General features: G+C 62.3%; 21 protein-coding genes and 1 tRNA gene. 8 read left to right on the forward strand and 14 right to left on the reverse strand.

The window, feature by feature from the left end; translation table 11 throughout:
* Window positions 1–68 precede the first annotated feature (68 nt).
* Window positions 69–2,507, reverse strand: a complete 2,439-nt coding sequence (gene lon, locus BM045_RS14125) for an endopeptidase La (RefSeq protein WP_092184360.1) — start codon at window positions 2,505–2,507, stop codon at window positions 69–71.
* 316 nt (window positions 2,508–2,823) lie between these two features.
* Here lon and rocF point away from each other — a divergent pair, with 316 nt between their 5' ends.
* Window positions 2,824–3,792, forward strand: a complete 969-nt coding sequence (gene rocF, locus BM045_RS14130) for an arginase (protein WP_092184362.1) — start codon at window positions 2,824–2,826, stop codon at window positions 3,790–3,792.
* On the opposite strand, the gene BM045_RS14135 is transcribed toward rocF, so the two are convergent.
* Window positions 3,789–4,901 carry a citrate/2-methylcitrate synthase gene (locus tag BM045_RS14135; protein WP_092184364.1) on the reverse strand — a complete coding sequence of 371 codons (1,113 nt, stop codon included), beginning with the start codon at window positions 4,899–4,901 and terminating at the stop codon, window positions 3,789–3,791. The two genes, rocF and BM045_RS14135, sit on opposite strands and share 4 nt — an antisense overlap.
* 78 nt (window positions 4,902–4,979) lie before the next feature.
* On the opposite strand from BM045_RS14135, the gene BM045_RS14140 reads away from it, so the two are divergent.
* The gene (locus BM045_RS14140; protein WP_092184365.1) at window positions 4,980–6,062 is read left to right on the forward strand and encodes a citrate synthase/methylcitrate synthase; all 1,083 of its coding nucleotides are present in this window, start codon (window positions 4,980–4,982) and stop codon (window positions 6,060–6,062) included.
* Window positions 6,063–6,065: 3 nt separating this feature from the next.
* On the opposite strand, the gene BM045_RS14145 is transcribed toward BM045_RS14140, so the two are convergent.
* The 3 genes from BM045_RS14145 to BM045_RS14155 all read right to left on the reverse strand — a co-directional run bounded on the left by BM045_RS14145 (window position 6,066) and on the right by BM045_RS14155 (window position 8,751).
* Window positions 6,066–6,476, reverse strand: coding sequence for a DUF1801 domain-containing protein (locus BM045_RS14145; protein ID WP_092184367.1), 411 nt, complete (start codon window positions 6,474–6,476; stop codon window positions 6,066–6,068).
* 194 nt (window positions 6,477–6,670) lie between these two features.
* Entirely contained in the window at window positions 6,671–7,948 is a 1,278-nt protein-coding gene (clpX, locus tag BM045_RS14150; protein ID WP_092184368.1) for an ATP-dependent Clp protease ATP-binding subunit ClpX, read from the reverse strand.
* 173 nt (window positions 7,949–8,121) lie between these two features.
* Window positions 8,122–8,751: an ATP-dependent Clp protease proteolytic subunit gene (locus BM045_RS14155; RefSeq protein WP_092184370.1), complete on the reverse strand. Its 630-nt coding sequence runs from the start codon at window positions 8,749–8,751 to the stop codon at window positions 8,122–8,124.
* Window positions 8,752–9,094: 343 nt separating this feature from the next.
* Between BM045_RS14155 and BM045_RS18955 the strand changes: the two genes are divergently transcribed.
* Window positions 9,095–9,256 carry a hypothetical protein gene (locus BM045_RS18955; RefSeq protein ID WP_170848518.1) on the forward strand — a complete coding sequence of 54 codons (162 nt, stop codon included), beginning with the start codon at window positions 9,095–9,097 and terminating at the stop codon, window positions 9,254–9,256.
* Here the strand turns inward: BM045_RS18955 and BM045_RS14160 are convergent.
* From BM045_RS14160 to BM045_RS14170, 3 genes are all read right to left on the reverse strand, one after another.
* The gene (locus BM045_RS14160; RefSeq protein ID WP_092184372.1) at window positions 9,253–9,483 is read right to left on the reverse strand and encodes a hypothetical protein; all 231 of its coding nucleotides are present in this window, start codon (window positions 9,481–9,483) and stop codon (window positions 9,253–9,255) included. The genes BM045_RS18955 and BM045_RS14160 overlap by 4 nt on opposite strands.
* A gap of 57 nt (window positions 9,484–9,540) precedes the next feature.
* Window positions 9,541–9,774, reverse strand: a complete 234-nt coding sequence (locus BM045_RS14165; protein WP_244523009.1) for a type II toxin-antitoxin system RelE family toxin — start codon at window positions 9,772–9,774, stop codon at window positions 9,541–9,543.
* A 341-nt stretch (window positions 9,775–10,115) separates the two neighbouring features.
* A complete protein-coding gene (locus BM045_RS14170) occupies window positions 10,116–10,514 on the reverse strand; it encodes a YciI family protein (protein ID WP_170848519.1) in 399 nt (132 codons plus the stop codon).
* Window positions 10,515–10,663: 149 nt separating this feature from the next.
* On the opposite strand from BM045_RS14170, the gene BM045_RS14175 reads away from it, so the two are divergent.
* Window positions 10,664–11,920 carry a cytochrome P450 gene (locus BM045_RS14175; RefSeq protein WP_092184378.1) on the forward strand — a complete coding sequence of 419 codons (1,257 nt, stop codon included), beginning with the start codon at window positions 10,664–10,666 and terminating at the stop codon, window positions 11,918–11,920.
* Here BM045_RS14175 and BM045_RS14180 read toward each other — a convergent pair.
* The 3 genes from BM045_RS14180 to BM045_RS14190 form a co-directional block, all read right to left on the reverse strand.
* Window positions 11,917–13,380, reverse strand: coding sequence for an NAD(P)H-hydrate dehydratase (locus tag BM045_RS14180; protein WP_092184380.1), 1,464 nt, complete (start codon window positions 13,378–13,380; stop codon window positions 11,917–11,919). The genes BM045_RS14175 and BM045_RS14180 overlap by 4 nt on opposite strands.
* Window positions 13,381–13,465: 85 nt before the next feature.
* Window positions 13,466–14,845, reverse strand: coding sequence for a trigger factor (gene tig / locus BM045_RS14185; protein ID WP_092184382.1), 1,380 nt, complete (start codon window positions 14,843–14,845; stop codon window positions 13,466–13,468).
* Window positions 14,846–14,891: 46 nt separating this feature from the next.
* A tRNA-Leu gene (locus BM045_RS14190) sits at window positions 14,892–14,976 on the reverse strand.
* Window positions 14,977–15,338: 362 nt separating this feature from the next.
* Here BM045_RS14190 and BM045_RS14195 point away from each other — a divergent pair.
* The gene (locus BM045_RS14195; protein WP_035079039.1) at window positions 15,339–15,677 is read left to right on the forward strand and encodes a P-II family nitrogen regulator; all 339 of its coding nucleotides are present in this window, start codon (window positions 15,339–15,341) and stop codon (window positions 15,675–15,677) included.
* Between the two features lie 67 nt (window positions 15,678–15,744).
* Complete coding sequence (gene glnA / locus BM045_RS14200) at window positions 15,745–17,154, forward strand: type I glutamate--ammonia ligase (protein WP_092184384.1); 1,410 nt, start codon at window positions 15,745–15,747, stop codon at window positions 17,152–17,154.
* A 264-nt stretch (window positions 17,155–17,418) separates the two neighbouring features.
* Here glnA and BM045_RS14205 read toward each other — a convergent pair whose 3' ends face one another.
* From BM045_RS14205 to BM045_RS14215, 3 genes are all read right to left on the reverse strand, one after another.
* Window positions 17,419–18,069, reverse strand: coding sequence for a PilZ domain-containing protein (locus tag BM045_RS14205; RefSeq protein WP_092184386.1), 651 nt, complete (start codon window positions 18,067–18,069; stop codon window positions 17,419–17,421).
* 89 nt (window positions 18,070–18,158) lie between these two features.
* Window positions 18,159–19,679: an ABC-F family ATP-binding cassette domain-containing protein gene (locus BM045_RS14210; RefSeq protein WP_092184388.1), complete on the reverse strand. Its 1,521-nt coding sequence runs from the start codon at window positions 19,677–19,679 to the stop codon at window positions 18,159–18,161.
* Between the two features lie 559 nt (window positions 19,680–20,238).
* Window positions 20,239–20,565, reverse strand: coding sequence for a hypothetical protein (locus tag BM045_RS14215; protein ID WP_139198806.1), 327 nt, complete (start codon window positions 20,563–20,565; stop codon window positions 20,239–20,241).
* Window positions 20,566–20,760: 195 nt separating this feature from the next.
* On the opposite strand from BM045_RS14215, the gene parE reads away from it, so the two are divergent.
* Entirely contained in the window at window positions 20,761–22,773 is a 2,013-nt protein-coding gene (parE, locus tag BM045_RS14220) for a DNA topoisomerase IV subunit B (protein ID WP_092184797.1), read from the forward strand.
* Window positions 22,774–23,247: 474 nt separating this feature from the next.
* Window positions 23,248–24,786 carry a DEAD/DEAH box helicase gene (locus BM045_RS14225; RefSeq protein WP_092184390.1) on the forward strand — a complete coding sequence of 513 codons (1,539 nt, stop codon included), beginning with the start codon at window positions 23,248–23,250 and terminating at the stop codon, window positions 24,784–24,786.
* Window positions 24,787–24,803: the final 17 nt, after the last annotated feature.

Raw genomic sequence — 24,803 nt, forward strand, 5'->3', positions numbered from 1 at the left:
GGTGAGAGAGGCACAAAAACAAAAAGCCCGGCATTGCTGCCGGGCTTTTCGCATTCAATCCAACCCGCTTAGTGCGGCAGGCCCGTGGTGTTGTCTTCGGGCGTTTCCACCGTGGTGGAGACGGCAGCCGCAGCAGCGGCTTCCTCAAAGTTCCACTCGATGGCTTCGGGCTTGCGCACCAGCGCATGCTCGATGACCTGGTCCATGCGGCTGACAGGAATGATGGTCATGCCTTCCTTGACGATGTCCGGGATCTCGGCGAGATCGCGCACATTTTCCTCGGGGATCAGCACGGTCTTGATGCCGCCGCGGAGGGCTGCAAGCAGCTTCTCCTTGAGGCCACCGATCGGCAGCACCCTGCCCCGCAGCGTGATCTCGCCGGTCATGGCGACATCGTTGCGCACGGCAATGCCGGTCATCACCGAAACGATGGCCGTGGCGAGGCCGATACCAGCCGACGGGCCATCCTTGGGGGTGGCGCCTTCGGGCAGGTGGACGTGGATGTCACGCGTGTCGAACATCGGCGGCTTGATGCCGAAATCGATCGAACGGGAACGGACATAGGCCGTTGCCGCGGTCAGCGATTCCTTCATCACTTCCTTGATGTTGCCGGTCACGGTCATCCGACCCTTGCCCGGCGTCATCACGCCTTCGATGGTCAGCAGCTCGCCGCCAACCGAGGTCCAGGCGAGGCCGGTCACCAGGCCAACCTGGCTCTCGGCTTCGATCTCGCCATGCTTGTAGATATCGGCGCCGAGGAAGCTGGTGAGCTTCTCTTCGTCGATCACCACGGTCTTGACCTTGGTCTTGACGATCTCGGTCACGGCCTTGCGCATCAGCTTGCTGAGTTCGCGCTTGAGGTTACGCACGCCCGCTTCACGGGTGTAGCGCTGGATCAGGGCGGTCAGCATCGCGTCGGAAAGCTCGAACTCGCCATGGGCAAGGCCGTTTTCCTTCAGCGTTTCCGGGATCAGGTGCTGCTTGGCGATCGCATGCTTCTCCTGCTCGGTGTAACCCGAGAGGCGAATGATCTCCATGCGGTCCATCAGCGGGCCGGGGATGTTGAGCGTGTTCGAGGTCGTCACGAACATCACGTCGCTGAGATCATAATCCACTTCGAGATAGTGATCGGCAAAGGTGTTGTTCTGTTCCGGGTCGAGCACTTCGAGCAGGGCCGACGACGGATCGCCGCGGAAGTCCTGGCCCATCTTGTCGATCTCGTCGAGCAGGAACAGCGGGTTGGATTTACCCACCTTCTTGAGCGACTGGATCACCTTGCCGGGCATGGAGCCGATATAGGTGCGGCGGTGGCCGCGGATTTCGGCTTCGTCACGCACGCCACCGAGCGCCATGCGCACGAATTCGCGGCCGGTCGCCTTGGCGATCGACTTGCCCAGCGAGGTCTTGCCGACGCCCGGAGGGCCAACGAGGCAGAGGATCGGACCACGCAACGTGCCGGTACGGCCCTGCACAGCCAGATACTCGAGGATGCGTTCCTTGACCTTCTCGAGGCCATAGTGGTCCTCGTCCAGCACCTTTTCGGCCAGGACCAGGTCGCGCTTGACCTTGCTCTTCTTGCCCCAGGGCAGGCCGAGCAGCGTGTCGAGATAATTGCGCACCACGGTGGCTTCGGCCGACATCGGGCTCATCGACTTGAGCTTCTTGAGCTCGCCTTCGGCCTTGAGCTTGGCTTCCTTGCTCAGCTTGGTTTTGGCGATGCGCTCCTCGATCTCGGCGATCTCGTTGGAGCCCTCTTCGCCATCGCCCAGCTCCTTCTGGATCGCCTTCATCTGCTCGTTGAGATAGTATTCGCGCTGGGTCTTTTCCATCTGCCGCTTGACGCGGCTGCGGATGCGCTTTTCCACCTGCAGGACGCCGATCTCGCCTTCCATCAGGCCGAGAATCTTCTGGAAGCGCTCGGCGACCGACAGAGTCGACAGCAGCTCTTCCTTCTCGTTGATCTTGATGACGAGGTGGCTGGCGATGGTATCGGCGAGCTTCGAATGGTTCTCGATCTGCCCGACGGCAGCGACGACCTCGGCCGAGATCTTCTTGTTGAGCTTCACATAGCTCTCGAACTCGGTGGTGGCTGAACGCGACAGCGCCTCAAGCTCGGTGGCATCTTCCACAGGCTCAGGCAGGACCGAGGCTTCGGCTTCGAAGTAATCGACGGTCTGCAGGTAGCGATCGATCGTGGCGCGGCTCAGCCCTTCCACGAGCACCTTGACGGTGCCGTCGGGGAGTTTCAGCAGCTGCAGAACGGTGGCGATGGTGCCGGTGTCGTAAATCTGGTCCGGGGCCGGATCGTCGTCCTGCGCGTTCTTCTGGGTCACCACGAGAATATGCTTGTCGTCGCGCATGACTTCTTCAAGCGCCTTGACCGACTTCTCGCGACCGACGAACAGCGGCACGATCATGCCGGGGAAAACGACGATATCACGCAGGGGAAGAACTGGGTAAACCCGGTCCCGGCTTGCATCGCCAGTGGCGGGGGTGACGTCCGTCATCTCGTATCCTTTCCGGGGCGCGCGGGGGGAAGGATCGGGTAGCGCGCCCGTATAGACAGCTACAGTCGTAAAGGCTGCGCTGATTCCGGTTAATAAATAGGTCCGCCTATGGGGTTCACAAGTCAACCTTTGCACAATTGTGAAGGTTAACTGACAAACGCACAGGAGATATGCGAAACGCCCGGAAACACCTGTGTGCCTTGGCTGCAGAGTGGATGTTGCAGGCGAATTTGCAGGCTGATCACAATCGCTGGGATCGCGCCTTGCCCTCGCCACGCATATCGTCATCATGGTCCCCAACAGCAAGGGACCCAGCATGATCAAACCACGCCGCATCGACCTCATCGGCATCGCCACGGCCGCCGGCGCCTCGGTGCGCGGCTGCGGCATGGGGCCGGAAGCACTGCGGGTGGCTGGCCTCGCCGAGGCGCTGATCGAGCTCGAGCATGACGTGGTCGATCACGGCGACCTGCGCCGCCCGCATCCGCCGCTCGGCGCCAGCCCGGCCAGCCAGCGCCTGCCGGAGGAGCGGCGCAACGACGTGCTCGACCTGGCGGCGCGGATCAGCGACCAGGGGCTGGCGATTCTGAGCGAGGGGCATTTCCCGGTGTTTCTCGGCGGCGATCATTCCATCGCCATGGGCACGGTTTCGGCCGTGGCGCGGCATTGTGCGGGCAGCGGCAAGCCGGTCTTTGTGCTGTGGATCGACGCCCATGCCGATTTCAACACACCGGAGACATCGCCGAGCGGCAACCTGCATGGCATGCCACTGGCGCTGCTCTGCGGTGAGCCGGGGTTCGATGACAGCTACAAGGGGTCTTGGCTGGGCCAAGTCGATCCGCGCCATGTCTCGATCATCGGCGCGCGGTCGGTCGATCGCGACGAGCGCAAGCTGCTCAATGCGCGGGGCGTCGAAGTGCTCGACATGCGCAAGATCGACGAGCTGGGCGTGGTCGCGCTGATGCGCACGCTCTTGGCCCGGGTCAAGGCCGCCGGCGGGCATCTGCATGTCAGCCTGGATGTCGACGCCATGGACCCGGCCATTGCGCCCGGTGGCGGCACGCTCGTGCCGGGTGGGCTCAGTTATCGCGAGGCGCATCTGATCATGGAAATGTTGCATGACAGCGGGCTCGTCGGTTCGCTCGACGTGGTGGAACTCAACCCCTTCCTCGACCACGGCGGCGCCAGCGCGACGCTGCTGGTGGACCTCGTGGCCAGCCTTTTCGGCCGCTCGGTCATGGGCGAAGCGGCCGGGCCGATGGAATTCGTCACCGACGAAGACTAGAGCCCGACATACCGGGCCCGCGGCCGTATCTGTTCGCCCGAGGTGACCTGTTCCATCATATGCGCCAGCCAGCCCACGGCACGGCCCAAGGCGAAGAGCGTGATACCGGCGTCACTCGGCAGGTCGAAGCGCGCGCCCATGGCGGCCAGGGCGAAGTCCACATTGGGCTCTTCGCCGGACAGCGATCGCGCAGCGGCGAGATAGGCGGCAAACTCCGACGGCAGTTCGAAGCTTTCCAGCAAAGCGCGGCAGCGGATATCGCCATCAGGATAGAGCTGATGCCCCATGCCGGGCAGATAGCGCCCTTCCCCGAGCCAGTCGCGCAGGGCTTCCTCGGGAAAATCCTGGTGCCCGATATCCTCGGCCAGCGCCGCAACCTCCGGCGAGGCCAGGCCATGTCGCGGCCCGCGCAAAGTCGCTAGACCCGCCAGCGTGCCCGACCACAGCGAGGCGCCGGTCGACACCGTGACGCGGGCGGCGAAGGTGGAGGTGTTGAGCTCATGGTCAGCCAGCAGCGCTAGCGCGCGACGAATAGCGTCGGCGGCACCCGGCCGGTTCCAGCGTTTCACCAGCCGGACATGTAACCAATCACTGACGCTTGCCCCCGCAAGCGCCTGTGCCAGTTCGGCTAAAATCGCATTGGCATCCTGCGCCAATGCGATGGGGGAGCGCGGTGCGGCGGGCGCAACGGCGGCGTGGCGCGCCAACGCCGCAAAGGCTGCAGTAAGGCCCTGCCCGACCGTCTCGACCGCCGGCAGGTTGACTGGCGCCTGCCACAGCAGTGCGGCCACCTGCTCCAGCGTCGCCGTCTCGGCCAGCGCGCCGGCATCTTGGCCGCGATACAGCAGGCGTCCATCGCGCACCGTCGATATCGCCGTCGGCAGCACCGGTTCGCCCCAGCGCATGGCCTCGCTGGCCACCGTCTCCTGCTTGCGTCGCCCCGACCCCCGCTGTGCCAGCCTGCGGACATCTTCTCCGCGATAGAGGCTGCGCCGGCTGTCGGCCGGATCGGGTCGCGCCTTGATGCGGCCGCGGCTGACATTGGCGTAGAGCGTCTGCGGCTGGGTGCCGAGGAGCGCCAATGCCTCCGATGCCGTCATCCAGTCCATGACATTGATCCAATGAGTCAAGATTGACGTCAATGTTAGCACGCCTACCTTGGGCGGCAACAAGCAGAGGAGAACCAGATGAATTCAGGTCTCGAAGACGTCATCGCCGCCGAAACCGTGTTGTCCGACGTGGACGGAGCCAACGGTCGGCTGGTGATCCGCGGCATATCGCTGGACGAACTGGTCACAACCAGCAGCTACGAGGAGATGGTTGGCCTGCTGTTCGACGGCTTTCTAACCGTCTCTCACGATCTTCCCCGCGCCCTCGGCGACGCGCGGGTGGAGGTGTTCGGCCATGCCGCGACTGCGGACGCTGAGCTTGTCGCCCTGTCACCCGTGGATGGCCTGCGCGCCCTGATGGCGCGGCTGGGCGACGGCGAAGATATCGGCACCGCCCTGCGCCTTGTCGCTGCTCCCGCGGTGTTCACGCCCGCCCTGCTGCGCCTGCGGCTAGGTCTGGAGCCCATTGCCCCGGACTTTAGCCTCGGTCATGCCCAGGACACACTGCGCATGCTCACCGGCACGATCCCCACCAAGGAGCAGGCGTCCGCCCTCAACCGCTACCTCGTCACCGTCGTCGACCACGGCCTCAACGCGTCGACCTTTGCCGCCCGCGTCGTGGCCTCCACCCAGGCCGGGCTGACCTCTTCGGTGCTGGCCGGCCTCAGCGCCCTCAAGGGGCCGCTGCATGGCGGCGCTCCCGGCCCGGTGCTCGACATGCTGGACGGCGTCGGCACGCTGCAGGACGCCCCGGCCTGGCTTGATGATGCGCTGGCGCGTGGTGAGCGCCTGATGGGCTTTGGCCACCGGGTCTATCGCGTGCGCGACCCGCGCGCCGATGCGCTCAAGGGTGCCGTGCGGATGCTGTCGGCCTCGGGCGCCATCGAACCGGGTCGGCTGGCCCTGGCCGAGGCGGTCGAACAGGCCGCGCTCGACCTGCTCAAGCGCAAGAAGCCCGACCGGCCGCTGGAAACCAATGTTGAATTCTACACCGCCCTGCTGCTCGAAGCCCTCGGCTTTCCCCGTGACGCCTTCACCTGCGTCTTTGCCATGGGCCGGGTGAGCGGTTGGATCGCCCATGCGCGGGAGCAGGCGCTGGGTGGAAGGCTGATCCGGCCGAAATCGGTCTATGTCGGGCCGGTGCCAAAAGTGGCCGCCTAAACGTCACGTGAGGCGGTCAAGACGCCGCTTCTTGACTAGGTTCTTATAGTCCCACTGGATCGACCTGGCTTGTCCGAGCCAGGTGTTGAGTTGCTCCACGTCAATCTGATCCGAGGCGGTGTAGCGCTTCTCAGCCGCCTTGAAGCTGCCCTCGGGTTCGAGGCCTTGCACCTCGAAGGACTGTCCGCTCCAGAACAGCAGGCGGACGCCGCCCTTGAGCTTGCTGTAGCCCACGATGGGATTGCCAGCGAGGAACCATACCGGATGGGCATGCCAGATCTTGTTCTCAGCGTCTGGCAAGGCTTCATCGATCACCTTCCGGAGCAGGTCACAGAGAGCCCGGTCGCCGGATGACTGGATGGCATTGTAATCGTCCACGGTGACCGGCTTGTCGGTGTTGCCCTGCGTCGCCATGCTCTTCGTCCTTATTTGCTAGTGACACGACGAAGCATCATTGCTGGAATCGACAGGGTTCGGAAACAAAAACGCCGGACCCAAAGGCCCGGCGTCTTCAATTCATATCTTCTCGCCATTCGGGCATAGCCCTCATGGCCTTCTCGCCTAAAATCGCTCCGCCGGAGCGATTTCCCCTTCGGGACGGCTCGAAGTTACGCCGTTGCCGGCGCATCGTCCTTCTTGCGTTCGGAGTAGATGTAGAGCGGACGGACGTCCTTGCCCTTCACCACTTCTTCCGAGATCACCACTTCTTCCACGCCTTCGAGCGATGGCAGGTCGTACATGGTGTCGAGCAGAATGGCTTCCATGATCGAGCGCAACCCGCGGGCGCCAGTCTTGCGCTCGATTGCCTTTTCGGCGATCGCCTTGAGGGCGTCCTCGTGGAACGTCAGCTCGACTTCTTCCATCTGGAACAGGCGCTGGTACTGGCGCACCAGGGCGTTCTTGGGGGCAGAGAGGATTTCGATCAGCGCCGGGATGTCGAGGTCTTCAAGGGTCGCCAGAACCGGCAGACGGCCGATGAATTCCGGAATCAGGCCGAAACGCACCAGATCTTCCGGCGCAACGTCAGCCAGCACCTGGCCGACGCGACGGTCGTTGGGGTCCTTAACGGTAGCCGCAAAGCCGATGCCCGAGCCTTCGCCGCGCGCCGAGATGATCTTTTCGAGACCGGCAAAGGCGCCGCCGCAGATGAACAGAATGTTCGTTGTGTCCACCTGCAGGAATTCCTGCTGCGGATGCTTGCGGCCGCCCTGCGGCGGCACGGAAGCCACGGTGCCTTCCATGATCTTGAGCAGGGCCTGCTGCACGCCTTCGCCCGACACGTCGCGGGTGATCGACGGATTGTCGGACTTGCGGGAGATCTTGTCGACTTCGTCGATATAGACGATGCCGCGCTGAGCCTTTTCGACATTGTAGTCTGCAGCCTGGAGCAGCTTCAGAATGATGTTTTCCACGTCCTCGCCGACATAGCCGGCTTCTGTGAGGGTGGTGGCATCGGCCATGGTGAAGGGCACGTCGAGAATGCGGGCCAGCGTCTGGGCCAGCAGCGTCTTGCCCGAACCGGTTGGTCCAATAAGCAGGATGTTCGACTTGGAGAGTTCGATATCCTGGTTCTTGGTCGAATGGTGCAGGCGCTTGTAGTGGTTGTGGACAGCCACGGAGAGCACGCGCTTGGCGCGATACTGGCCGATGACATAGTCGTCGAGCACCTTGCAGATATCGGCAGGTGTCGGCACGCCATCGGAGGACTTGACCATCGAGGTCTTGTTCTCTTCGCGGATGATGTCCATGCACAGCTCGACGCATTCATCGCAGATGAACACGGTCGGACCGGCGATCAGCTTGCGAACCTCATGCTGGGATTTCCCGCAGAACGAGCAATAAAGCGTGTTCTTGGAGGTTTCGCCGTTCGTTGTCTCTTTGGACATCCAGTCACTCCCGGGGGCCGAGCGCCCCCCAAACCAAGCGTTATCGGAAACCGTAACGCTCGAGCCTAAAGAAAGTCTAAGCCGAACCGATCCTAAAGACCGATCCGGCTTGAAGCAATTGCGCTTGGATCACAGTCCACGGCGCATCGGCATTGTGATTAACACAGGGCCGATTATGCAGCGCCTTCGGGTGCAGCGCGCTTTTCGTGGATGCTGTCGATCAGACCAAAGGTCTTGGCCTCTTCCGGCGAGAGGAAATTGTCGCGCTCGAGAGCCCGCTCGATTTCCTCATAGGTGCGGCCGGTGTGCTTCTCATAAATCTGATTAAGACGACGCTTCAAGCCCTCGACTTCCTTGGCATGAATCAGGATGTCTGTGACCTGACCCTGATAGCCGCCGGAAGGCTGGTGAACCATGATGCGCGAGTTTGGCAGCGAGGTGCGCATGCCCTTTTCGCCGGCTGCCAGCAGCAGCGAACCCATCGACGCGGCCTGACCCATCACCATGGTTGCGACGGCCGGACGGATGAACTGCATGGTGTCGTAGATCGACAGACCAGCCGTCACGACGCCGCCGGGCGAATTGATATAGAGCGCGATTTCCTTTTTCGGGTTTTCCGATTCGAGGAAAAGCAGCTGCGCGACGATCAGCGAGGCCATGTTGTCCTCGACCACGCCGGTCACGAAAATGATGCGCTCGCGCAAGAGGCGCGAGTAGATGTCGAAGGCGCGCTCGCCGCGGTTGGACTGTTCCACAACCATGGGAACGAGCGTGTTCATGTAGATGTCGTGCGGATCCCGCATGTGATGCCCCTTAGCTGTGCCCAATCGCGGACCTGGCCAGCCTTGCTTGATGAAACATGATCCCTGCCCGATCGTGGCTGCCGGGGGTCCGGGGATCATGCCGAAAGAATAGAATCGACCGGTGCCGATACCAGCCCATGCCGCCTTAAGAGCGGGTAAAGCCACAGATAGGCGGCATTGCGGCAGGCTTCAATAGGCGCATCGCATGATGTGAGCGAAGGGTGATTGATCGCGCTTGTCGATCGGGTTCCGATGCCGTGCCAGATAGATGGCATTTTATCGATCTGCCTCAGCCTCCGTCCACGCTTGGCCGCTATGGTGCCGGTAAACAGGGGTAGTCACCATGAAAACCAAACCAGCCATCTATGCCGGCCTCGTTGCCTGCGCCGTCCTCGTCATGATCCACGGCGCCAATGACAACCTGATCCAGGGACTTGCCATCGGCGTCGCGACGCTGATCGGCACCGTCATCTACGCCCGCTCCGTCGGCCGCCGTCTCGATTAGGCCGAGAAGGCGACGGCGACGCCCTTCTTCTTGAAATAGGCCTGCATGATCTTGCGGCCCTGCCGGTTCGACTGCGCCAGCTTGGCCGGCTCGAACACGGCCTCCTTGACGCCTTCCTTGGCCATCGCGGCCTTCAGCGCCGCGATATGCAGATCAAGGTCCTCGTTATTGGCCTTGATGGACGTATAGATATTGTCGATGGCCTGGGAGAGGCTCAGGTCGCTCATGTTTGGCTCCGAATACGTTTGCCCGATGCACTAGCGTATTTTTCGCCTGAGGCAAGCCTATCGGGCACGATAGATTGCGCTGCGATGCCCCGTCTCGAGCACCAGAACGACCAGCCGTGCATCGATGATCTGGCAAATTATGGGATAATCGCCAACGCGGTAACGCCACAATTCACCGAAACGGGAGCGCTTGAGCGCTGCGCCAATCGACCGTGCATCGGCGGAAGTGGCGACAACTTCGTTGAAATATGAGCGAATGCGTAGCTGCTCCGTGTTAGGGAGCCGGTTCAAAATCCTTTATCGCGTGCCTGTCGAACTTAACCGTCGAGGCCAAGCTGCCGGCTCACTTCGTCCATCGAGTAGGTCTTGTCGTCTCCATCAGCACGCTTCTGCAGCACCTCCTCGGCGCGACGAATATCCTCCATATCCTCGATATGGGCCGCGATGGCTGCAAGGATAACTTCATCGACTGTGCGGCCAGCTTCGTTGGCGACCGTCCTCCGATGCTCGTATAGGCCCTCTGGTAGCTGAACGGTACTTAGTCATCAGAACCTCCTGCATGCCGGGTATATAAAGAGTTCCTGGTCTGGCTTCAACGGAGCGGCCCTTTGACCGCTCCGTGCTGCAAGTCCTCACAGCGCCTCAAAATCCGGCCGCGCTTCGCCCGTCTCGCTGTGGCGATGCGCCTGCATCAGCGGACGGATTTCCAGCCTGCCATAGGCGGCGATGGGGTCGTCATCAAACAGCGACCTGGCCTCCGCCATGTCCCTGGCCTCCACGAGGATGAAGCCGCCGATCACTTCGTTGGCTTCGGCGAAGGGGCCATCGGTGGCGGCGACGCTGAGGCGGGTGCGTCGGTCGATGCTGACGGCTTCGTCTGGATCGGTCAGCGGCGAAGCAATGAGGAGGTGGCCGGATTGGCGCAGCTTGTGGTCGTGCTCTATGGTGGCGTCATCGAGCCGCCGCCCGTCCTCGGGGGCAAAGCCATCGAAGGCGCCCGGCGCGAAATGCACGAGACAGAGGAATTTCATGGTCATTCTCCTTGCTTGAACATGGGAGCGACGGGCCGGCACCGAGGCGTTCGACTAAGTTTTGCAACATTTTCTCGGCGCCCTGCCAGAGAGCGTTTGCAGCCCGCGACGGCGCACCTATGGTGGAGCAAACCGCAATTGGACTCCTCATGGGCGCTATTCTCCAGATCAAGCCAGTCACCGACGTTCCAGCCCATCGCCGCGCCAGCGCCGAGCCGCGCGATCCGGTGTTTTTCCAGAATCCCTATGCCTTTTACGACCAGCTGCATGCCAGCGATCCGACCTTTTTCTGGGATCAATATGGCCACTGGTGCTTCGCCGGTTTCAAGGATGTCAGCGCCCTGCTGCGCGACAAGCGCTTTGGCCGGGAAATCCTGCATGTCGCGACGCGCGAGGAAATCGGCCTACCCGAACCCAAGGCCCATACCGCCGCTTTCGATTTGACCGAGAAGCACTCACTGCTCAACCTCGAGCCGCCCGCTCACACCAGGCTGCGCACGCTGGTCAACCGGGCCTTTGTCTCGCGACATGTCGAGCAATTGCGGCCGCGCATCGTCAGGCTCGCCAATGAGATGATCGACCGCTTCGAGGGGGAAGATTCCGTCGATCTGATCAAGGCCTTTGCCGCGCCGATCCCGGCCATCATCATCGCCGAAATGATCGGCCTGCCGGCCGAAAGCGCGCCGGACCTGCTCGCCTGGTCCAACCGCATGGTGGCCATGTATATGTTCGGCGTCAGCAAGGAGACCGAACTCGATGCCAACCAGGCATCGCAGGATTTCATGGATTTCGTCGGCCAAGCGATCAAGGAACGGCGCAAGCAGCCGGGCGAAGACCTGCTCAGCCACATGCTGACCTCCGACCGCGGTGGCGACGTGCTGAGCGACGAGGAAGTGATGTCGACGGCAATCCTGCTGCTCAATGCCGGGCATGAGGCGACCGTCCACACCACCGGCAATGGCGTGAAGAGCATTCTCGAAAGCGGTATCAATCCGGTTACGCTTTTTGCCACGCCTGGGCAGATCGAAGCCACGGCGGAAGAATGCCTGCGCTTCGATGCGCCGTTGCATATGTTCACACGCTATGCGCTGAGCGACGTGGAATATAACGGCATCAACCTGCGCAAGGGCGACGTCATTGGCCTGATGCTGGGCGCCGCCAATCGCGATCCCCAGCGCTTCGCCAATGCCAATAGCTTCGACCCCTTCCGCAGCGACGGCGCCAATGTCAGCTTCGGCGCCGGCATCCACTTCTGCGTCGGCGCGCCTCTGGCGCGTATCGAGCTGCAGGTGGCCTTTGGCGAATTGTTCCGGCGGCTACCGAAACTCCGCTTGGCCGAGCAGCCGCGGTACAACAATGTGTACCACTTCCACGGGCTGGAAAAGCTGATGGTGAGCTGGCGCTAGAGGCTCGCCAAAACCCCGGGGACTAGTAGCGGCAGGTCTTCGCTGATCAGGCCCGGGCCGCCGAAGCGGGTGGCGGCTTCGGCATGCAGCCACACCGCGGCGCAGGCGGCTTCCCAGCCGTCCATGCCCTGCCCCATCAATCCGGCCGCCATCCCGGCCAGCACGTCGCCCGAACCGGCCGTGCCGAGCCAAGCGGGCGCATTGGCATTGATCGCGGCGCGGCCATCGGGGCTGGCGATAACGGTATCGCTGCCCTTGAGGATCAGGATGGCGCCGGAATGAGCCGCCGCAGCGCGGGCCTTGTCCAGCTTGCCGCCGGGCACGTCACCGAACAGCCGCTGGAATTCGCCTTCATGCGGGGTGAGAATCACAGGGCGGGTGTCCGCCTTGATGGCTGCAAACAGCGTTTCGGACTTTCCGGCAAAGCTGGTCAGCGCATCGGCATCCAGCACCACTGCAGTGCCGGATTTCAGCACGGCGAGCACATTGTCCGCCGTGGTCTGCCCCTGCCCCGCGGCCGGCCCGATCACCACGGCATTGATACGCTTGTCAGACAGCAGTTCGCTCAGCGCCGCTGGGTCCGCGACCGGCTTCAGCATGACCGCCGTGACGTGGCTGGCATGGACCATCAGGGCCGCCTCGGAGCCGGTTAGCGACACCAGCCCGGCCCCGACACGGAACGCGCCCATGGCAGCGAGCCGGGACGCGCCGGTCTGCAACGGCCCACCGGAAACCACCACGACATGCCCGCGATGAAACTTGTTGGCCTCATTCTCAGCTTCGGGAATGTCCCAGAGGCCCGGCGTATTCTGCCAGGCTTTCGCGCCGATCGCCTCCAGCACGCTTTCGGCAATGCCGATATCGGCCAGCACCACCTCGCCGCAGCGGTCGCGACCGGGCTGCAGCAGGTGACCCGGCTTGAGCCGGAAGAAGGTCACCGACATATCGGCAATCATCGCCGTGCCGCGCAAGGCGCCAGTGGCCCCGTCCAGCCCGCTCGGCACATCAATGCTGACCACCGGACGATTGCTGGCATTGACCGCCGCGATGATCGCAGCGAAATCGCCCTCGACATCGCGATCGAGCCCTGCCCCGAGCAGTGCATCGACCACGAGATCGGCGCCTTCGATATCCTTTTCCGTCGGTGCCTCGACCCGCCCGGTCCATTGCGCCGCCATAGCCGCCGCGTCGCCCTTGAGCGCATTGCGGGCGCCGATCAACCGCACCTGCACCGGCCAGCCCTTCTGCTTGAGCAGCCGCGCCACCACAAAACCATCGCCGCCATTATTGCCCGGCCCGCACAGCACCAGCACCGAGCGCTGGTAATAGCGTTCCGCAATCGCCTCGGCGACTGCCTTGCCCGCCGCCTCCATCAGCGCCAGCGAACTCACCCCGGCCAGCCGGTCGGCCGCCGCCATTTCCTTTGGCGTCAGCAGGATATCGGCGGGAGCATGGGTCATGGCATTTCCTTCAATGGCTTAACGGCAGCCAGACAGCAAAAAGCCGCCCATTTCTGGGCGGCTTTTCAATTAGTCTTGGAAGAGCTTAGTGGTGGTGCTCTTCCGGAACTTCGTCTTCGTCGGCCTGGATCAGCTTGGCGAGTTCTTCGCGGCCCATCTTGACCTCGGTGATGGCGCCCTTGTCGGCCACAAAGTCGACGACCTTGTTCTCGAACACGGGGGCGCGCAGGCCGGCAAGAGCCTGCGGGTTCTTGCGGTAATAGTCGTAGACCTGCTGTTCCTGGCCGGCGAAGCGACGCACTTCGGCGATCAACGCCTGCTGGTGCTCTTCCTCGGTCACGTTTACATCGTTCTGGTTGCCGATTTCGGCGACGACCAGACCCAGGCGCACGCGGCGCTCGGCGATCTTCTTATACTGCTCGCGCGCAGCTTCCTCGGTGGTGCCTTCGTCTTCGAAGGACCGGCCGTGGCTCTGCACTTCATGCTCGACGCGCTGCCAGATGGTGGCAAACTCGGCATCGACCAGCTGGGCCGGAACGTCGAACTTGTGGCCTTCATCGAGGGCATCGAGAATCTGGCGCTTGATGTGCTGGCGGCTCATCGTGCCGAGAGCGGCTTCCATCTGCGTCTTGACGGCGGCGCGCATGGCTTCGACGTTCTCGACGCCGAGGCGCTGGGCGAATTCGTCGTTCAGCTCACCGGTGTTCGGGCCATCGACATGGAGGATCGAGACTTCGAACTGGGCCTTCTTGCCGGCCAGCTCTGCGCTCTGGTAATCGGCGGGGAAGGTCACGTCGATTTCGCGGGTCTCGCCCTTCTTCATACCGACGAGCTGCTCTTCGAAGCCCGGGATGAATTCACCGGCGCCAACGGTCAGGTGCGCATGGTCGGACGTGCCGCCATCGAATGCCTTGCCGTCGATCTTGCCGACGAAGGAAAGACCGAGACGATCGCCGGTCTCGACCACGCCCTCATCGCCCTTGTCCGTGTAACCACGGTTCTGGGCGAAGACGCGGTTCACTTCGGCGGTGACTTCATCGTCAGTGATGTCGATCACCGGCTTGTTGAGCTTGATGCCCTCGAGGTTCATCAGCGTAACAGGCGGCAGCACTTCATATTCGACTTCAAAGGCCAGGTCGGCCTTGCCGTCGAGCACGTCGTTGATAACGGCCTGATCGTCAGGCAGGTCAACCTTGGGCTGGGCAGCAGCGCGTTCCTTGCGCTCGTCCAGCGTGTCCGAGACGGTCGAGTTGATCGCGTCGGTCATCACTTCGGACATGGCCGAACGGCCAAACTGCTTGCGGATGTGGGACAGCGGCACCTTGCCGGGACGGAAGCCCTTGATGTTGGCCTGGCCCTTGAGTTCTTCGAGCTTGGCGTCCAGGCGCGTATTGAGGTCGGCGGCCGGAATGGTCACGCTCAGCTTGCGCTTCAGGCCTTCATTGAGGGTTTCGGTAACCTGCATTCGGTTGTGTCCCGTATTCATTGATGTCAGGGCCAGGCCCTATAATTGGTGCGGGTGAGAGGACTCGAACCTCCACGCCTTACGGCGCTGGAACCTAAATCCAGTGCGTCTACCAGTTCCGCCACACCCGCAAAAGGACCCGTTGGCCGGGTTGGCGTTGCATCTATATGAAGATGGAAAGCCCGTCAAAGCCTAGAGTGGCGATTTGCGGGGGTTTGCCAAATGCCGCATGGATCGAAGCCCATCCAACCTGCCGTTGCCGTCAAATGCGCCATTTCCTGTCGCGCCAACTGCCTGATGCGGGCAAATTATGCACATAAAATGTGCAAAATGACTATATTTTGACCACGAGCGACTGGCAATGTGACGTTACCGTCATGATAGGCCCGGTTAAGCCCCTTGTTTTGCAAGCATATTTCATGTGGTACAGAGGTGGCACGGCCCCTGCATACGGGTGTGCGATATCTGCCGACGTGACATCTGGAGGCTCACAATGAAAAAGATCGAGGCTATCGTAAAGCCGTTCAAGCTCGACGAAGTCAAAGAGGCTCTTCAGGAAGTGGGCCTGCAGGGCATCACCGTGACCGAAGCCAAGGGCTTTGGCCGCCAGAAGGGTCATACCGAGCTTTATCGTGGCGCCGAATATGTCGTTGACTTCCTGCCCAAGGTGAAGGTCGAAGTCGTGTGCCCCGACGAGCTGGCAGAAAAGGCGATCGAAGCGATCCGCAATGCGGCGCAGACCGGTCGCATCGGCGACGGCAAGATTTTCGTCTACTCGATCGAGCAGGCGATCCGCATCCGTACCGGAGAATTCGGCGACGACGCGCTCTAGGCTGCTGGCCTGCGCACGACACGCCGTTTAAGACAACACGCATTCCGAACTAACAGGGGTATATACCATGACCACCGGAGCTGACCTCCTCAAGAAGATCAAGGACGAGAACATCAAGTATCTCGACCTGCGCTTCACCGACCCGCGCGGCAAGCTGCAGCACGTCACGCTCGACGTTTCCATCGTCGATGAAGACCTGTTCGAAGAAGGCACCATGTTCGACGGTTCCTCGATCGGCGGCTGGAAGGCCATCAACGAGTCCGACATGGTCCTGATGCCCGACCCCAATTCACACTACATGGACCCCTTCTTCGGCGCGTCCACGCTGGTCGTGAACTGCGACATTCTCGAGCCCCTGACCTACCAGCCCTATTCGCGCGACCCACGCACCACGGCCAAGAAGGCCGAAGCCTTCCTCAAGGCCTCGGGCATCGGCGACACCGTCGTGTTCGGCGCCGAGCCGGAATTCTTCATGTTCGACGACGTGAAGTATTCCAACACCCCGTTCAAGGTTGGCTTCGAAGTCGACCATCCCGAGCTGCCGTCCAACAACGACACCGCCTATGAAGCCGGCAATAACGGCCACCATATCGGTCTCAAGAAGGGCTACTTCCCGGTTCCGCCGCTGGACAGCGCGCAGGACATCCGTGGCGAAATGCTCGCGGCAATGGCCGAAATGGGCGTGGTTGTCGAAAAGCACCACCACGAAGTGGCCTCGGCCCAGCACGAACTCGGTATCAAGTTCGCGCCGATGATCAAGGCTGCCGATGACGTGCAGATCTACAAGTATGTCATCCACCAGGTTGCCAATGCCTATGGCAAGACCGTGACCTTCATGCCAAAGCCGATCTTCGGCGACAATGGCTCGGGCATGCACTGCCACCAGTCGATCTGGAAGGACGGCAAGCCGCTGTTCGCCGGCGACCAGTATGCAGGCCTCTCGATGGAAGCGCTGTATTACATCGGCGGCATCATCAAGCATGCCAAGGCGATCAACGCCTTCACCAACCCGACCACCAACAGCTACAAGCGCCTGGTGCCGGGCTTCGAAGCCCCCGTGCTGCTGGCCTACTCGGCCCGTAACCGTTCGGCTTCCTGCCGTATCCCCTTCGGCCAGTCGCCCAAGGCCAAGCGCATCGAGATCCGCTTCCCCGATCCGCTGGCCAACCCATACCTGGCCTTCTCGGCCATGCTGATGGCCGGCCTCGACGGCATCAAGAACAAGATCCACCCCGGCGAGCCGATGGACAAGGATCTCTACGAGCTGCCCAAGCAGGAACTGATGCAGATCCCGCATGTCTGCGGTTCGCTGCGCGAAGCCCTGACCGCCCTCGAAAACGACCACGAGTTCCTGCTCGCCGGTGGCGTGTTCGACAAGGACCAGATCGACAGCTACATCGAGCTGAAGATGACCGAAGTCGTCAAGTTCGAGCAGACCCCGCATCCGGTCGAATACGAAATGTACTACTCGGCTTAAGGCTTGGTGGTTTTGAATAAGAAAAGGGCTCCGCGAGGGGCCCTTTTTGTTTGTGTGCGGTTTTGGCACCATGGCCAAACACACTCGATGTCACCCCGGCCTCGAGCCGGGGCCTATCCTGAGATCATGCCACGGCCGCAAGGTGGTTCGAACGACGACCTTGCGAAGAAACGCCCATCTCGAGATGGGCCCGGGCTCGAGGCCGGGGTGACACTGTGGATGGGGCAGCATCCCACGTGTACTTGAGCCAGCTGGCAGAAAGCCTCACTGCGCCACGGGCGGCGCCATCAGGACTTCCAGCGTGGCAAAATCATGCACCTGGATGAACTGCAGCGCAAAGCCCGTGTCGAGATGGCGCACCACGCGGCCGACCAGCTTGCCTACGGCCATCGGCGTGCCGAGGCCCGGCCAGAGCTCGGCCGAGACGGCAATGCCCGATTGGGAAATGTCGATGACAAAGCACGGCAGCTGCGTACCGTCGGCTAGCGTCAGAATGGTGCGGGGATCGCGCGGCAGGATGCGCTTGTGCTCGCGTTTGTCGGGCACCTGGCCATGCACATGCCGTTTCATCCAGACCACCTTGGCGCCGAGCTTGTTGCGCTCCGGCTCGGTCAGGATCAGCTCCAGCACGAAGCCGGACGGAAGCTTGCGGGTGATCTTGCCACGCAGGATGCCGAACTCGTCGAAATGCGCCGTTACCACCTCGCCGACAGCGCCGACCACCGGCCCGACGACCACGGCTAGCCGCGTCGAAATCGAACACAGCCGGCAGGCATAGATCGCGACCTTGCCATCCACGCCAGAGCGTCGCGCCGGCAGCGCATATCGGCCCGACACGACGCCGATGAAACGGACGTCATGGCGATCGAATTGCGCGCGCGGTGGCGCGACGCTCTCCTCTCCCAGCTGAAACATGGGGCTCCCGACCCATTTCATTCTCGACCAGAATATATTGCGCCGGAAAGATTAACGACTGCTAACGAATTGCACCCAGAAATGGCCGGCTATGCGCCCTCCGCGGCCATTTCGGCAAAATGGGTCTCGGGACTGTCGACTTCCCTGAGCCGCCGCTTCTCGATCAGGAAGAACCGGCTGCCCAGCCCGCGCACGAAACTGCGGTCGTGGCTGACGAGGACCGCCGTGGCTCCATGGGCGAGGATTTCATCCTCCAGAGCCTCCTGCCCCGGGATATCGACATGGTTGGTGGGCTCGTCGAGCAGGTAGAAATTCGGCTGTTTCAACCGAATGGCCAGCAGCCCCAGCCGCGCCCGCTGGCCGAAGGACAATTCCGAGATCGGCCGATCCTGCTTTTCCAGCGCAAAGCCGGCGGCAGCGAGCAAGCTCTTGCTGCGCTGGTCGCCCTCGTCGAACTGGCTGGTGATATAGCCGAGCGGGGATTGCTTGGCCGGCAGGAAGCTCATCGCCTGGTCGACATAACCCGGCACCACCTGCGGACTGACGCGAATACCGGGGGTCTCGGCACCCTGCATGGCGCGATGCACCAGCCCGATGAACTGCGATTTGCCGGTGCCGTTACGGCCCAGAATCACCAGCCGGTCGCCCTGGAACACATGCAGCTTTTCAATCCGGAACAGCTTGTCGCCGACCGGGCTGGTCACTTCGACGTTTTCCAGCGCCAGCATCACGCGAGCCTGCGCGCCGCTATTTCCCAGCTTGATCTCGCCACTACGCTCCTTGTGCACCGAGAGCACCGCCGTTTCGATCCGCGCCGCGCGGTCGCGCAGATATTTCGACTTCACCACCAGCAGGTCACTGCCGGAGTTGATGCCGATATTGGTCAGCTTGGCCGCCTGCTTGCGCAGCCGCGAAACCTCCTTAAGATCCTTCTCGCGCTTGGCCTCGGCCGCCTCGTCCAGCTCCGCCAGGGCAATGCGCGCCTTGCTATAGGGCAGCGGGAAATAGTGGCTGGCATCGGGCCGCAGGAACAGCGTGCGATTGGTGGTGGCGTCGAGGAACTGCCGGTCGTGGCTGGCAATCACCACCGGAATGTTGCGAGCGGCCTGATTGATCCAGTTTTCCAGCTGGAACAGCTTGCCGAGATCAAGGTGATTGGTCGGCTCGTCCAGCAGCAGCGCGTCCGGCTGCAGCACCCAGCAGCGGGCGATCAGTGCGATGCGCTGCCAGCCACCGGAGAGTTCGGTCAGCCTGCGGTTACGCATCGCGGCCGGCGTTTCGAACTCATCGAGCACCACATCGACGCGCCAGCTGTCGGTATCGCGATCGGCAGGCGGCAGCGCTTCGAGCACGGCGTCATAGAGCGTGAGCCCCATGCTGGCGGGCGGCATGTCCTGCTCGACATAGCCGACGGTCAGGCCACGCGATCGGGTGATGTCGCCGGCGGTCAACTCGCCCTGCCCGGCCATGGCGCGCAGCAAGGTCGTCTTGCCACGGCCATTGCCGGCGACAAGGCCGACGCGGTCGCCATCACCGATGACGAAGTTGAGGTTGGAAAAGAGTGTGTCTGTGGCCACAAGGCCGGCATTGCGGAGGCTGATCGAGCCCATGTCTAAATCTCACTGGTGCGGCGCTGAGGCGCCAAATGCCGTTGGATGGCGGTCAGGGACCGCCCGAAGGGCAAACCGAATGGAAAAGACAGGAAAGAGCGTCCGTACCAGTAGCGGTCAGCCCTGCAGCTGATGCCACAGGGCGAAAACGGGGCCACGAGAGCGGTGCTCGAACAGAAAAGTCATCAGCGCCCTCCCTGCTGGTGTTACGGCGTCAGCGATCATTAGCCGCCCGAGGTGCGAAAATCAATCGGCCGAAAAATCAGAGGAAATAGAACATGGCCGCGATCAGCGCGACAACCCCATGACGCGGGGCGGTGAACTTGGCCAACCGGTACGCAATACCTGATCCGGCATGCGGCCAAACACCGAACACGAGTGAGCCGGCAGAGATCGGATACGCAGAACTAGGATCCCGATCGGCTCGCATACGGAAACTCCAGACAAAAACCGTATGTCCACGGTTCTAGCAGCACGCGTTTAAGAAAGTGCTTTCAAGAGGCAAACAGAACGTAAATCCGCCGCCCGATCTTGGGACGACTTTGCACCAATGCGAGAATTACTGGGCGCGACGCAGCGGCATGGTGTTGACCACGCGGCCGGTGCAGAAGTTGAAGTCGATTAGATAGACCGTGCCTTCGCGACTGGCGCGCACCTGGATATGCTTTTCCATCGCGACATTGAGCGAGATATCGGAATAACCCATGGCCGCCACCTCGTCGCGCACCTGCCGTTCGGTCATGCAGGTGATACGTTCGGGATAGTCGGGAAAGAAGTCGCTCTCCTCGTCGCCGAACAGCACACCGAACCCTGGCGCCTGGGCGGATGCGGGCATAGCCGTGGCGAGCAACAGCGTGGTCGCGGCAATCATCGCAAATCTGGACATTCTTGCCTCCTTGGGCGGACCGACCATTCATTATCCGTAATCGGGCTGAACGCCGCCGGAATTGCGCGTTCAGAATCCGTTCAGCTTTGTGGAGAACTCGGCATCTGTGGGCAGGTTCCCTGCCCGGAACCGGTAACCGGCAGGATATGCTAGAAGGCGGAATCGCCCGATTCGGGCGCAGCAGACGGAATGTGCATGTCCAACGCAGAAGACCTTTTCGGCGGCGCCGAACCCGAACGCATCCAGCCTGAGCCGGTCAAGCCCGCGCCAAAGCCAGCCAGCGTGCCGGGCTCCTATTCGGCCGCGGATATCGAGGTGCTGGAAGGACTTGAACCGGTCCGCCGGCGCCCCGGCATGTATATCGGCGGCACCGATTCCAACGCACTGCATCACCTGTTTGCCGAAGTCATCGACAATTCCATGGACGAGGCCATCGCTGGCCACGCCACCCGCATCGAAGTCCATCTCGGCGCCGATGGCTTCCTCACCGTCATCGACAATGGTCGCGGCATTCCGGTCGAAAATCACCCCAAATTCCCCGGCCGCTCAACGCTCGAAATCGTCCACACCGTGCTCCACGCCGGCGGCAAATTCGACTCAAAGGCCTATGAAACCTCAGGCGGCCTGCATGGTGTCGGCGTTTCCGTGGTCAATGCGCTGTCCGACAGCCTGATCGTCGAAGTGGCGCGCGAGCAGCAATTGCACCGCCTCGCCTTCTCGCGCGGCAAGCCGATTGGCGAGATCGAGGCGCTGGGCCGCGTACAGAATCGCCGTGGCACCAGCACGCGCTTCCACCCCGATCCGCAGATCTTTGGCGAACACGCCCATTTCTCCGCGGCGCGCCTCTACCGCATGACCCGCGCCAAGGCCTATCTCTTTGCCGGCGTCGAACTGCGCTGGAGCTGCGACGAGAGCTTGGTCACCGAGGACGCGCCGGCCAAGGCGGTGTTCCATTATCCCAACGGCCTCAAGGACTTCATGACGGCCCGCATCGAGGGCGAAACGCGCATCGTCGACGAGCTGTTCTCCGGCAGCCACGGCAAGCCCGGCACGCATGGCGGCGTCGAATGGGCCATCGCCTGGACGATGGGCGACGGCGGCGTCTCTTCCTATTGCAATACGGTTCCCACGCCCGATGGCGGCACGCACGAAGCCGGCCTGCGCGCGGCCCTGCTGCGCGGCCTCAAGAATTACGCAGAGCTGACCAAGAACAAGAATGGCACCATCCTGACGGCCGAAGACGTCTTCGCCCATTGCAGCGCCATGCTCTCGGTCTTTATCCGCGAGCCCGAGTTTGTCGGCCAGACCAAGGACAAGCTGGCCTCGGGCGAAGCCACCCGCATCGTCGACAACGCCTTACGCGATGCGTTTGACCATTGGCTCGGCTCCTCGCCCAACCAGGCCGGCAAGCTGCTCGACTGGGCAGTGGAGCGCGCCGAAGAACGGCTGCGCCGCCGCAAGGAAAAGGAAATCGACCGCGCCAGCGCCACGCGCAAGCTGCGCCTGCCCGGCAAGCTGGCCGATTGCTCGCAAGGCGCGAAGGAAGGCGCCGAACTGTTCATCGTCGAAGGTGACTCGGCTGGTGGCTCGGCCAAGCAGGCGCGCGACCGTAAGAGTCAGGCCGTACTGCCGCTGCGCGGCAAGATCCTCAACGTGGCCGGCGCCAGCCGCGAGAAGATGCAGGCCAGCCAGCTGATTTCGGATCTGATCCAGGCACTCGGCTGCGGCACCCGCGACCGCTATAGCGAAGACGACCTGCGCTACGACAAGATCATCATCATGACCGATGCTGACGTCGACGGCGCCCATATCGCGACGCTTCTCATCACATTCTTCTTCCAGGAAATGCCCAAGCTGATCGATGCCGGGCATCTCTATCTTGCCCTGCCGCCACTGTTCCGCATCACGCAAGGCGCGAAGACGCTTTACGCTCGCGATGAGCCGCACAAGGTGGAACTGCTGGAAACCGAATTCACCGGCAAGGGCAAGGTCGACATGACCCGCTTCAAAGGCCTCGGCGAAATGCCTTTCGCGCATCTGCGCGAAACCACCATGTCCAAGAAGAGCCGCACGCTGCTGCAGGTGAAAGTGCGCGACGATATCGAAGCCACGCGGATCAGTGTGGATCGCCTGATGGGGACGAAGCCGGAGGCCCGCTTCGACTTCATCCAGGAGAATGCGGCGTTTGTGACGGATCTGGATGTTTAGGCGACATCAGAGAAGCAAGAATACCCCCTCCTAGCCTCCCCCTGAAAAGGGGGAGGAATCCCGCCGAGGATGATCTGAAATAGTGCCTCCAACTGGATCGGCTCCTCCCCCTGTCAGGGGGAGGTTGGGTGGGGGTACTCCGATCTATCGGACGGCGCATGAACTCCCGCTAACCCTAACCGTGCCAAAAGCGTTGACAGACAAGGCCTTTGCGATATGGTCCGCGCCGCTGGAGCATTTCCTGCCTGACGGCTTGTTTTATTGAACACGGCCAGTTCTGGCCGAATATGCCTCAGGGCCATTCCGTGGTTTCTTGCATGCCTTTCGTGGTTTGCAGTCGTCCGGTGGCCGCCCCAGTTGTGGATGCGTTCGCGTACCGTTTTTCCGGTCCACTGCTGAAGACCCCGGCGCACCGTTCGAATGTCTCGGACTGGACCTGGCCCCGGGCCACATTTCTGAGTGGAATTACCCAACTTGACTGATTTTTCCGCGCTTGGCCTGTCCACCAAAGTAACCGAAGCCGTCACCTCGGCCGGTTACACGACGCCGACCGAGATCCAGGCCCAGGCCATTCCGCACGTTCTTGAAAAGAAGGACGTCATCGGCATTGCCCAGACCGGCACCGGCAAGACGGCCAGCTTCGTGCTGCCCATGCTGCATCTGCTGGAAAACGGCCGCGCCCGCGCCCGCATGCCCCGCACGCTGATCCTCGAACCGACGCGCGAACTCGCAGCGCAGGTTTCCGAGAATTTCGAGAAATACGGCAAGAACCATCGCCTGACCATGGCGCTGATCATTGGCGGCGTCAGCTTCGAAGACCAGAACAAGAAGCTCGATCGCGGTGTGGACGTTCTCATTGCCACCCCCGGCCGCCTGCTCGACCAGATCGAGCGCGGCAAGATCATGCTCAACGGCGTTGAAATCCTCGTCATCGACGAAGCCGACCGCATGCTCGACATGGGCTTCATCGACGACATCGAAAAGATCGTCAATCGCCTGCCGCCGCGCCGCCAGACCATGCTGTTCTCGGCGACCATGGATGCCCAGATCGAGAAACTGACCAAGAAGTTCCTCAAGGATCCGGTGCATGTGCAGGTGTCCCGCGCGGCATCGACGGCAGATACGATCGACCAGAAGCTGGTCAAGGTTTCGTCCAAGCCGGAAGACAAGCGCGCCTCGCTGCGCGACCTGATCCGCGCCGCAGACGGGCTGACCAATGCCATCATCTTCTGCAACCGCAAGCGCGACGTGGCGACCCTCGCCCGCTCGCTGGAACGCCACGGCTTTTCGGCCGGCGCGCTGCATGGCGACATGGACCAGAAGAGCCGCATGGAAACGCTGGATGCCTTCAAGGGCAACCGCCTGACCCTGCTCGTCGCCAGCGACGTTGCCGCCCGCGGCCTCGACATTCCGGCCGTCAGTCATGTGTTCAATTTCGACGTGCCCGTGCATGCCGAAGACTATGTGCACCGCATCGGTCGCACCGGCCGCGCCGGTCGTTCGGGTGTGGCCTACACTCTGGTGGCGCCGGCCGATAGCAAGCATCTCGATGCCATCCTCAAGCTGATCCAGAAGCCGATCGACTATCTGGAAACCGCTGGCAGGCCAGCTTCGGCCGCCGCTGCGGTCGATGGCGAAGAGGCTGCTGCCGAGCGCCCTGCCCGTCCCGCCCGTTCGCGTCGCGGTGGTCCGCGCACCCGCGGCGAAGCGGCCGAGGCACCTGCGGCTGCTCCAGCTACTCCGGCGGCCCGTCCCTCGCGCACGCGTCCGCCCAAGGCAGCGCCTGTCGTCACGGAAGAGCCGTCAGAAGTGATGGAAGCCGAGGTCGTGGCCGAGGCACCCGTTGCTGCAGCGCCCCGTCCCGAACGCAACGCTCAGCGCCCACAGCGGCAGCGTGGCAAGACACGCGCCGAAGCGGAAGCAGATGATTCGGAGTCGTTCAGCACGTCGCCATTCGGCAACGACGGTCCGATTCCGGCGTTCTTGTTGCGGCCAACGCGCATTTCAAACTAGATTTGCATCGTTATTCT

Origin of the sequence: Devosia sp. YR412, from assembly GCF_900110945.1 — a bacterium.
Classification (GTDB): Bacteria; Pseudomonadota; Alphaproteobacteria; order Rhizobiales; family Devosiaceae; genus Devosia.

Bases quoted from the DNA above. Each gene is read 5' to 3' on its own strand.
- BM045_RS14215 (WP_139198806.1), bottom strand. From the start codon at position 20,565: ATGTCCAGATTTGCGATGATTGCCGCGACCACGCTGTTGCTCGCCACG.
- glnA (WP_092184384.1), top strand. From the start codon at position 15,745: ATGACCACCGGAGCTGACCTCCTCAAGAAGATCAAGGACGAGAACATC.
- clpX (WP_092184368.1), bottom strand. From the start codon at position 7,948: ATGTCCAAAGAGACAACGAACGGCGAAACCTCCAAGAACACGCTTTAT.
- BM045_RS14145 (WP_092184367.1), bottom strand. From the start codon at position 6,476: ATGGCGACGCAGGGCAACACCGACAAGCCGGTCACCGTGGACGATTAC.
- BM045_RS18955 (WP_170848518.1), top strand. From the start codon at position 9,095: ATGAAAACCAAACCAGCCATCTATGCCGGCCTCGTTGCCTGCGCCGTC.
- BM045_RS14155 (WP_092184370.1), bottom strand. From the start codon at position 8,751: ATGCGGGATCCGCACGACATCTACATGAACACGCTCGTTCCCATGGTT.
- lon (WP_092184360.1), bottom strand. From the start codon at position 2,507: ATGACGGACGTCACCCCCGCCACTGGCGATGCAAGCCGGGACCGGGTT.
- BM045_RS14140 (WP_092184365.1), top strand. From the start codon at position 4,980: ATGAATTCAGGTCTCGAAGACGTCATCGCCGCCGAAACCGTGTTGTCC.
- BM045_RS14205 (WP_092184386.1), bottom strand. From the start codon at position 18,069: ATGTTTCAGCTGGGAGAGGAGAGCGTCGCGCCACCGCGCGCGCAATTC.
- BM045_RS14160 (WP_092184372.1), bottom strand. From the start codon at position 9,483: ATGAGCGACCTGAGCCTCTCCCAGGCCATCGACAATATCTATACGTCC.
- tig (WP_092184382.1), bottom strand. From the start codon at position 14,845: ATGCAGGTTACCGAAACCCTCAATGAAGGCCTGAAGCGCAAGCTGAGC.
- BM045_RS14195 (WP_035079039.1), top strand. From the start codon at position 15,339: ATGAAAAAGATCGAGGCTATCGTAAAGCCGTTCAAGCTCGACGAAGTC.
- BM045_RS14210 (WP_092184388.1), bottom strand. From the start codon at position 19,679: ATGGGCTCGATCAGCCTCCGCAATGCCGGCCTTGTGGCCACAGACACA.
- BM045_RS14170 (WP_170848519.1), bottom strand. From the start codon at position 10,514: ATGAAATTCCTCTGTCTCGTGCATTTCGCGCCGGGCGCCTTCGATGGC.
- rocF (WP_092184362.1), top strand. From the start codon at position 2,824: ATGATCAAACCACGCCGCATCGACCTCATCGGCATCGCCACGGCCGCC.
- parE (WP_092184797.1), top strand. From the start codon at position 20,761: ATGTCCAACGCAGAAGACCTTTTCGGCGGCGCCGAACCCGAACGCATC.
- BM045_RS14135 (WP_092184364.1), bottom strand. From the start codon at position 4,901: ATGGACTGGATGACGGCATCGGAGGCATTGGCGCTCCTCGGCACCCAG.
- BM045_RS14175 (WP_092184378.1), top strand. From the start codon at position 10,664: ATGGGCGCTATTCTCCAGATCAAGCCAGTCACCGACGTTCCAGCCCAT.
- BM045_RS14180 (WP_092184380.1), bottom strand. From the start codon at position 13,380: ATGACCCATGCTCCCGCCGATATCCTGCTGACGCCAAAGGAAATGGCG.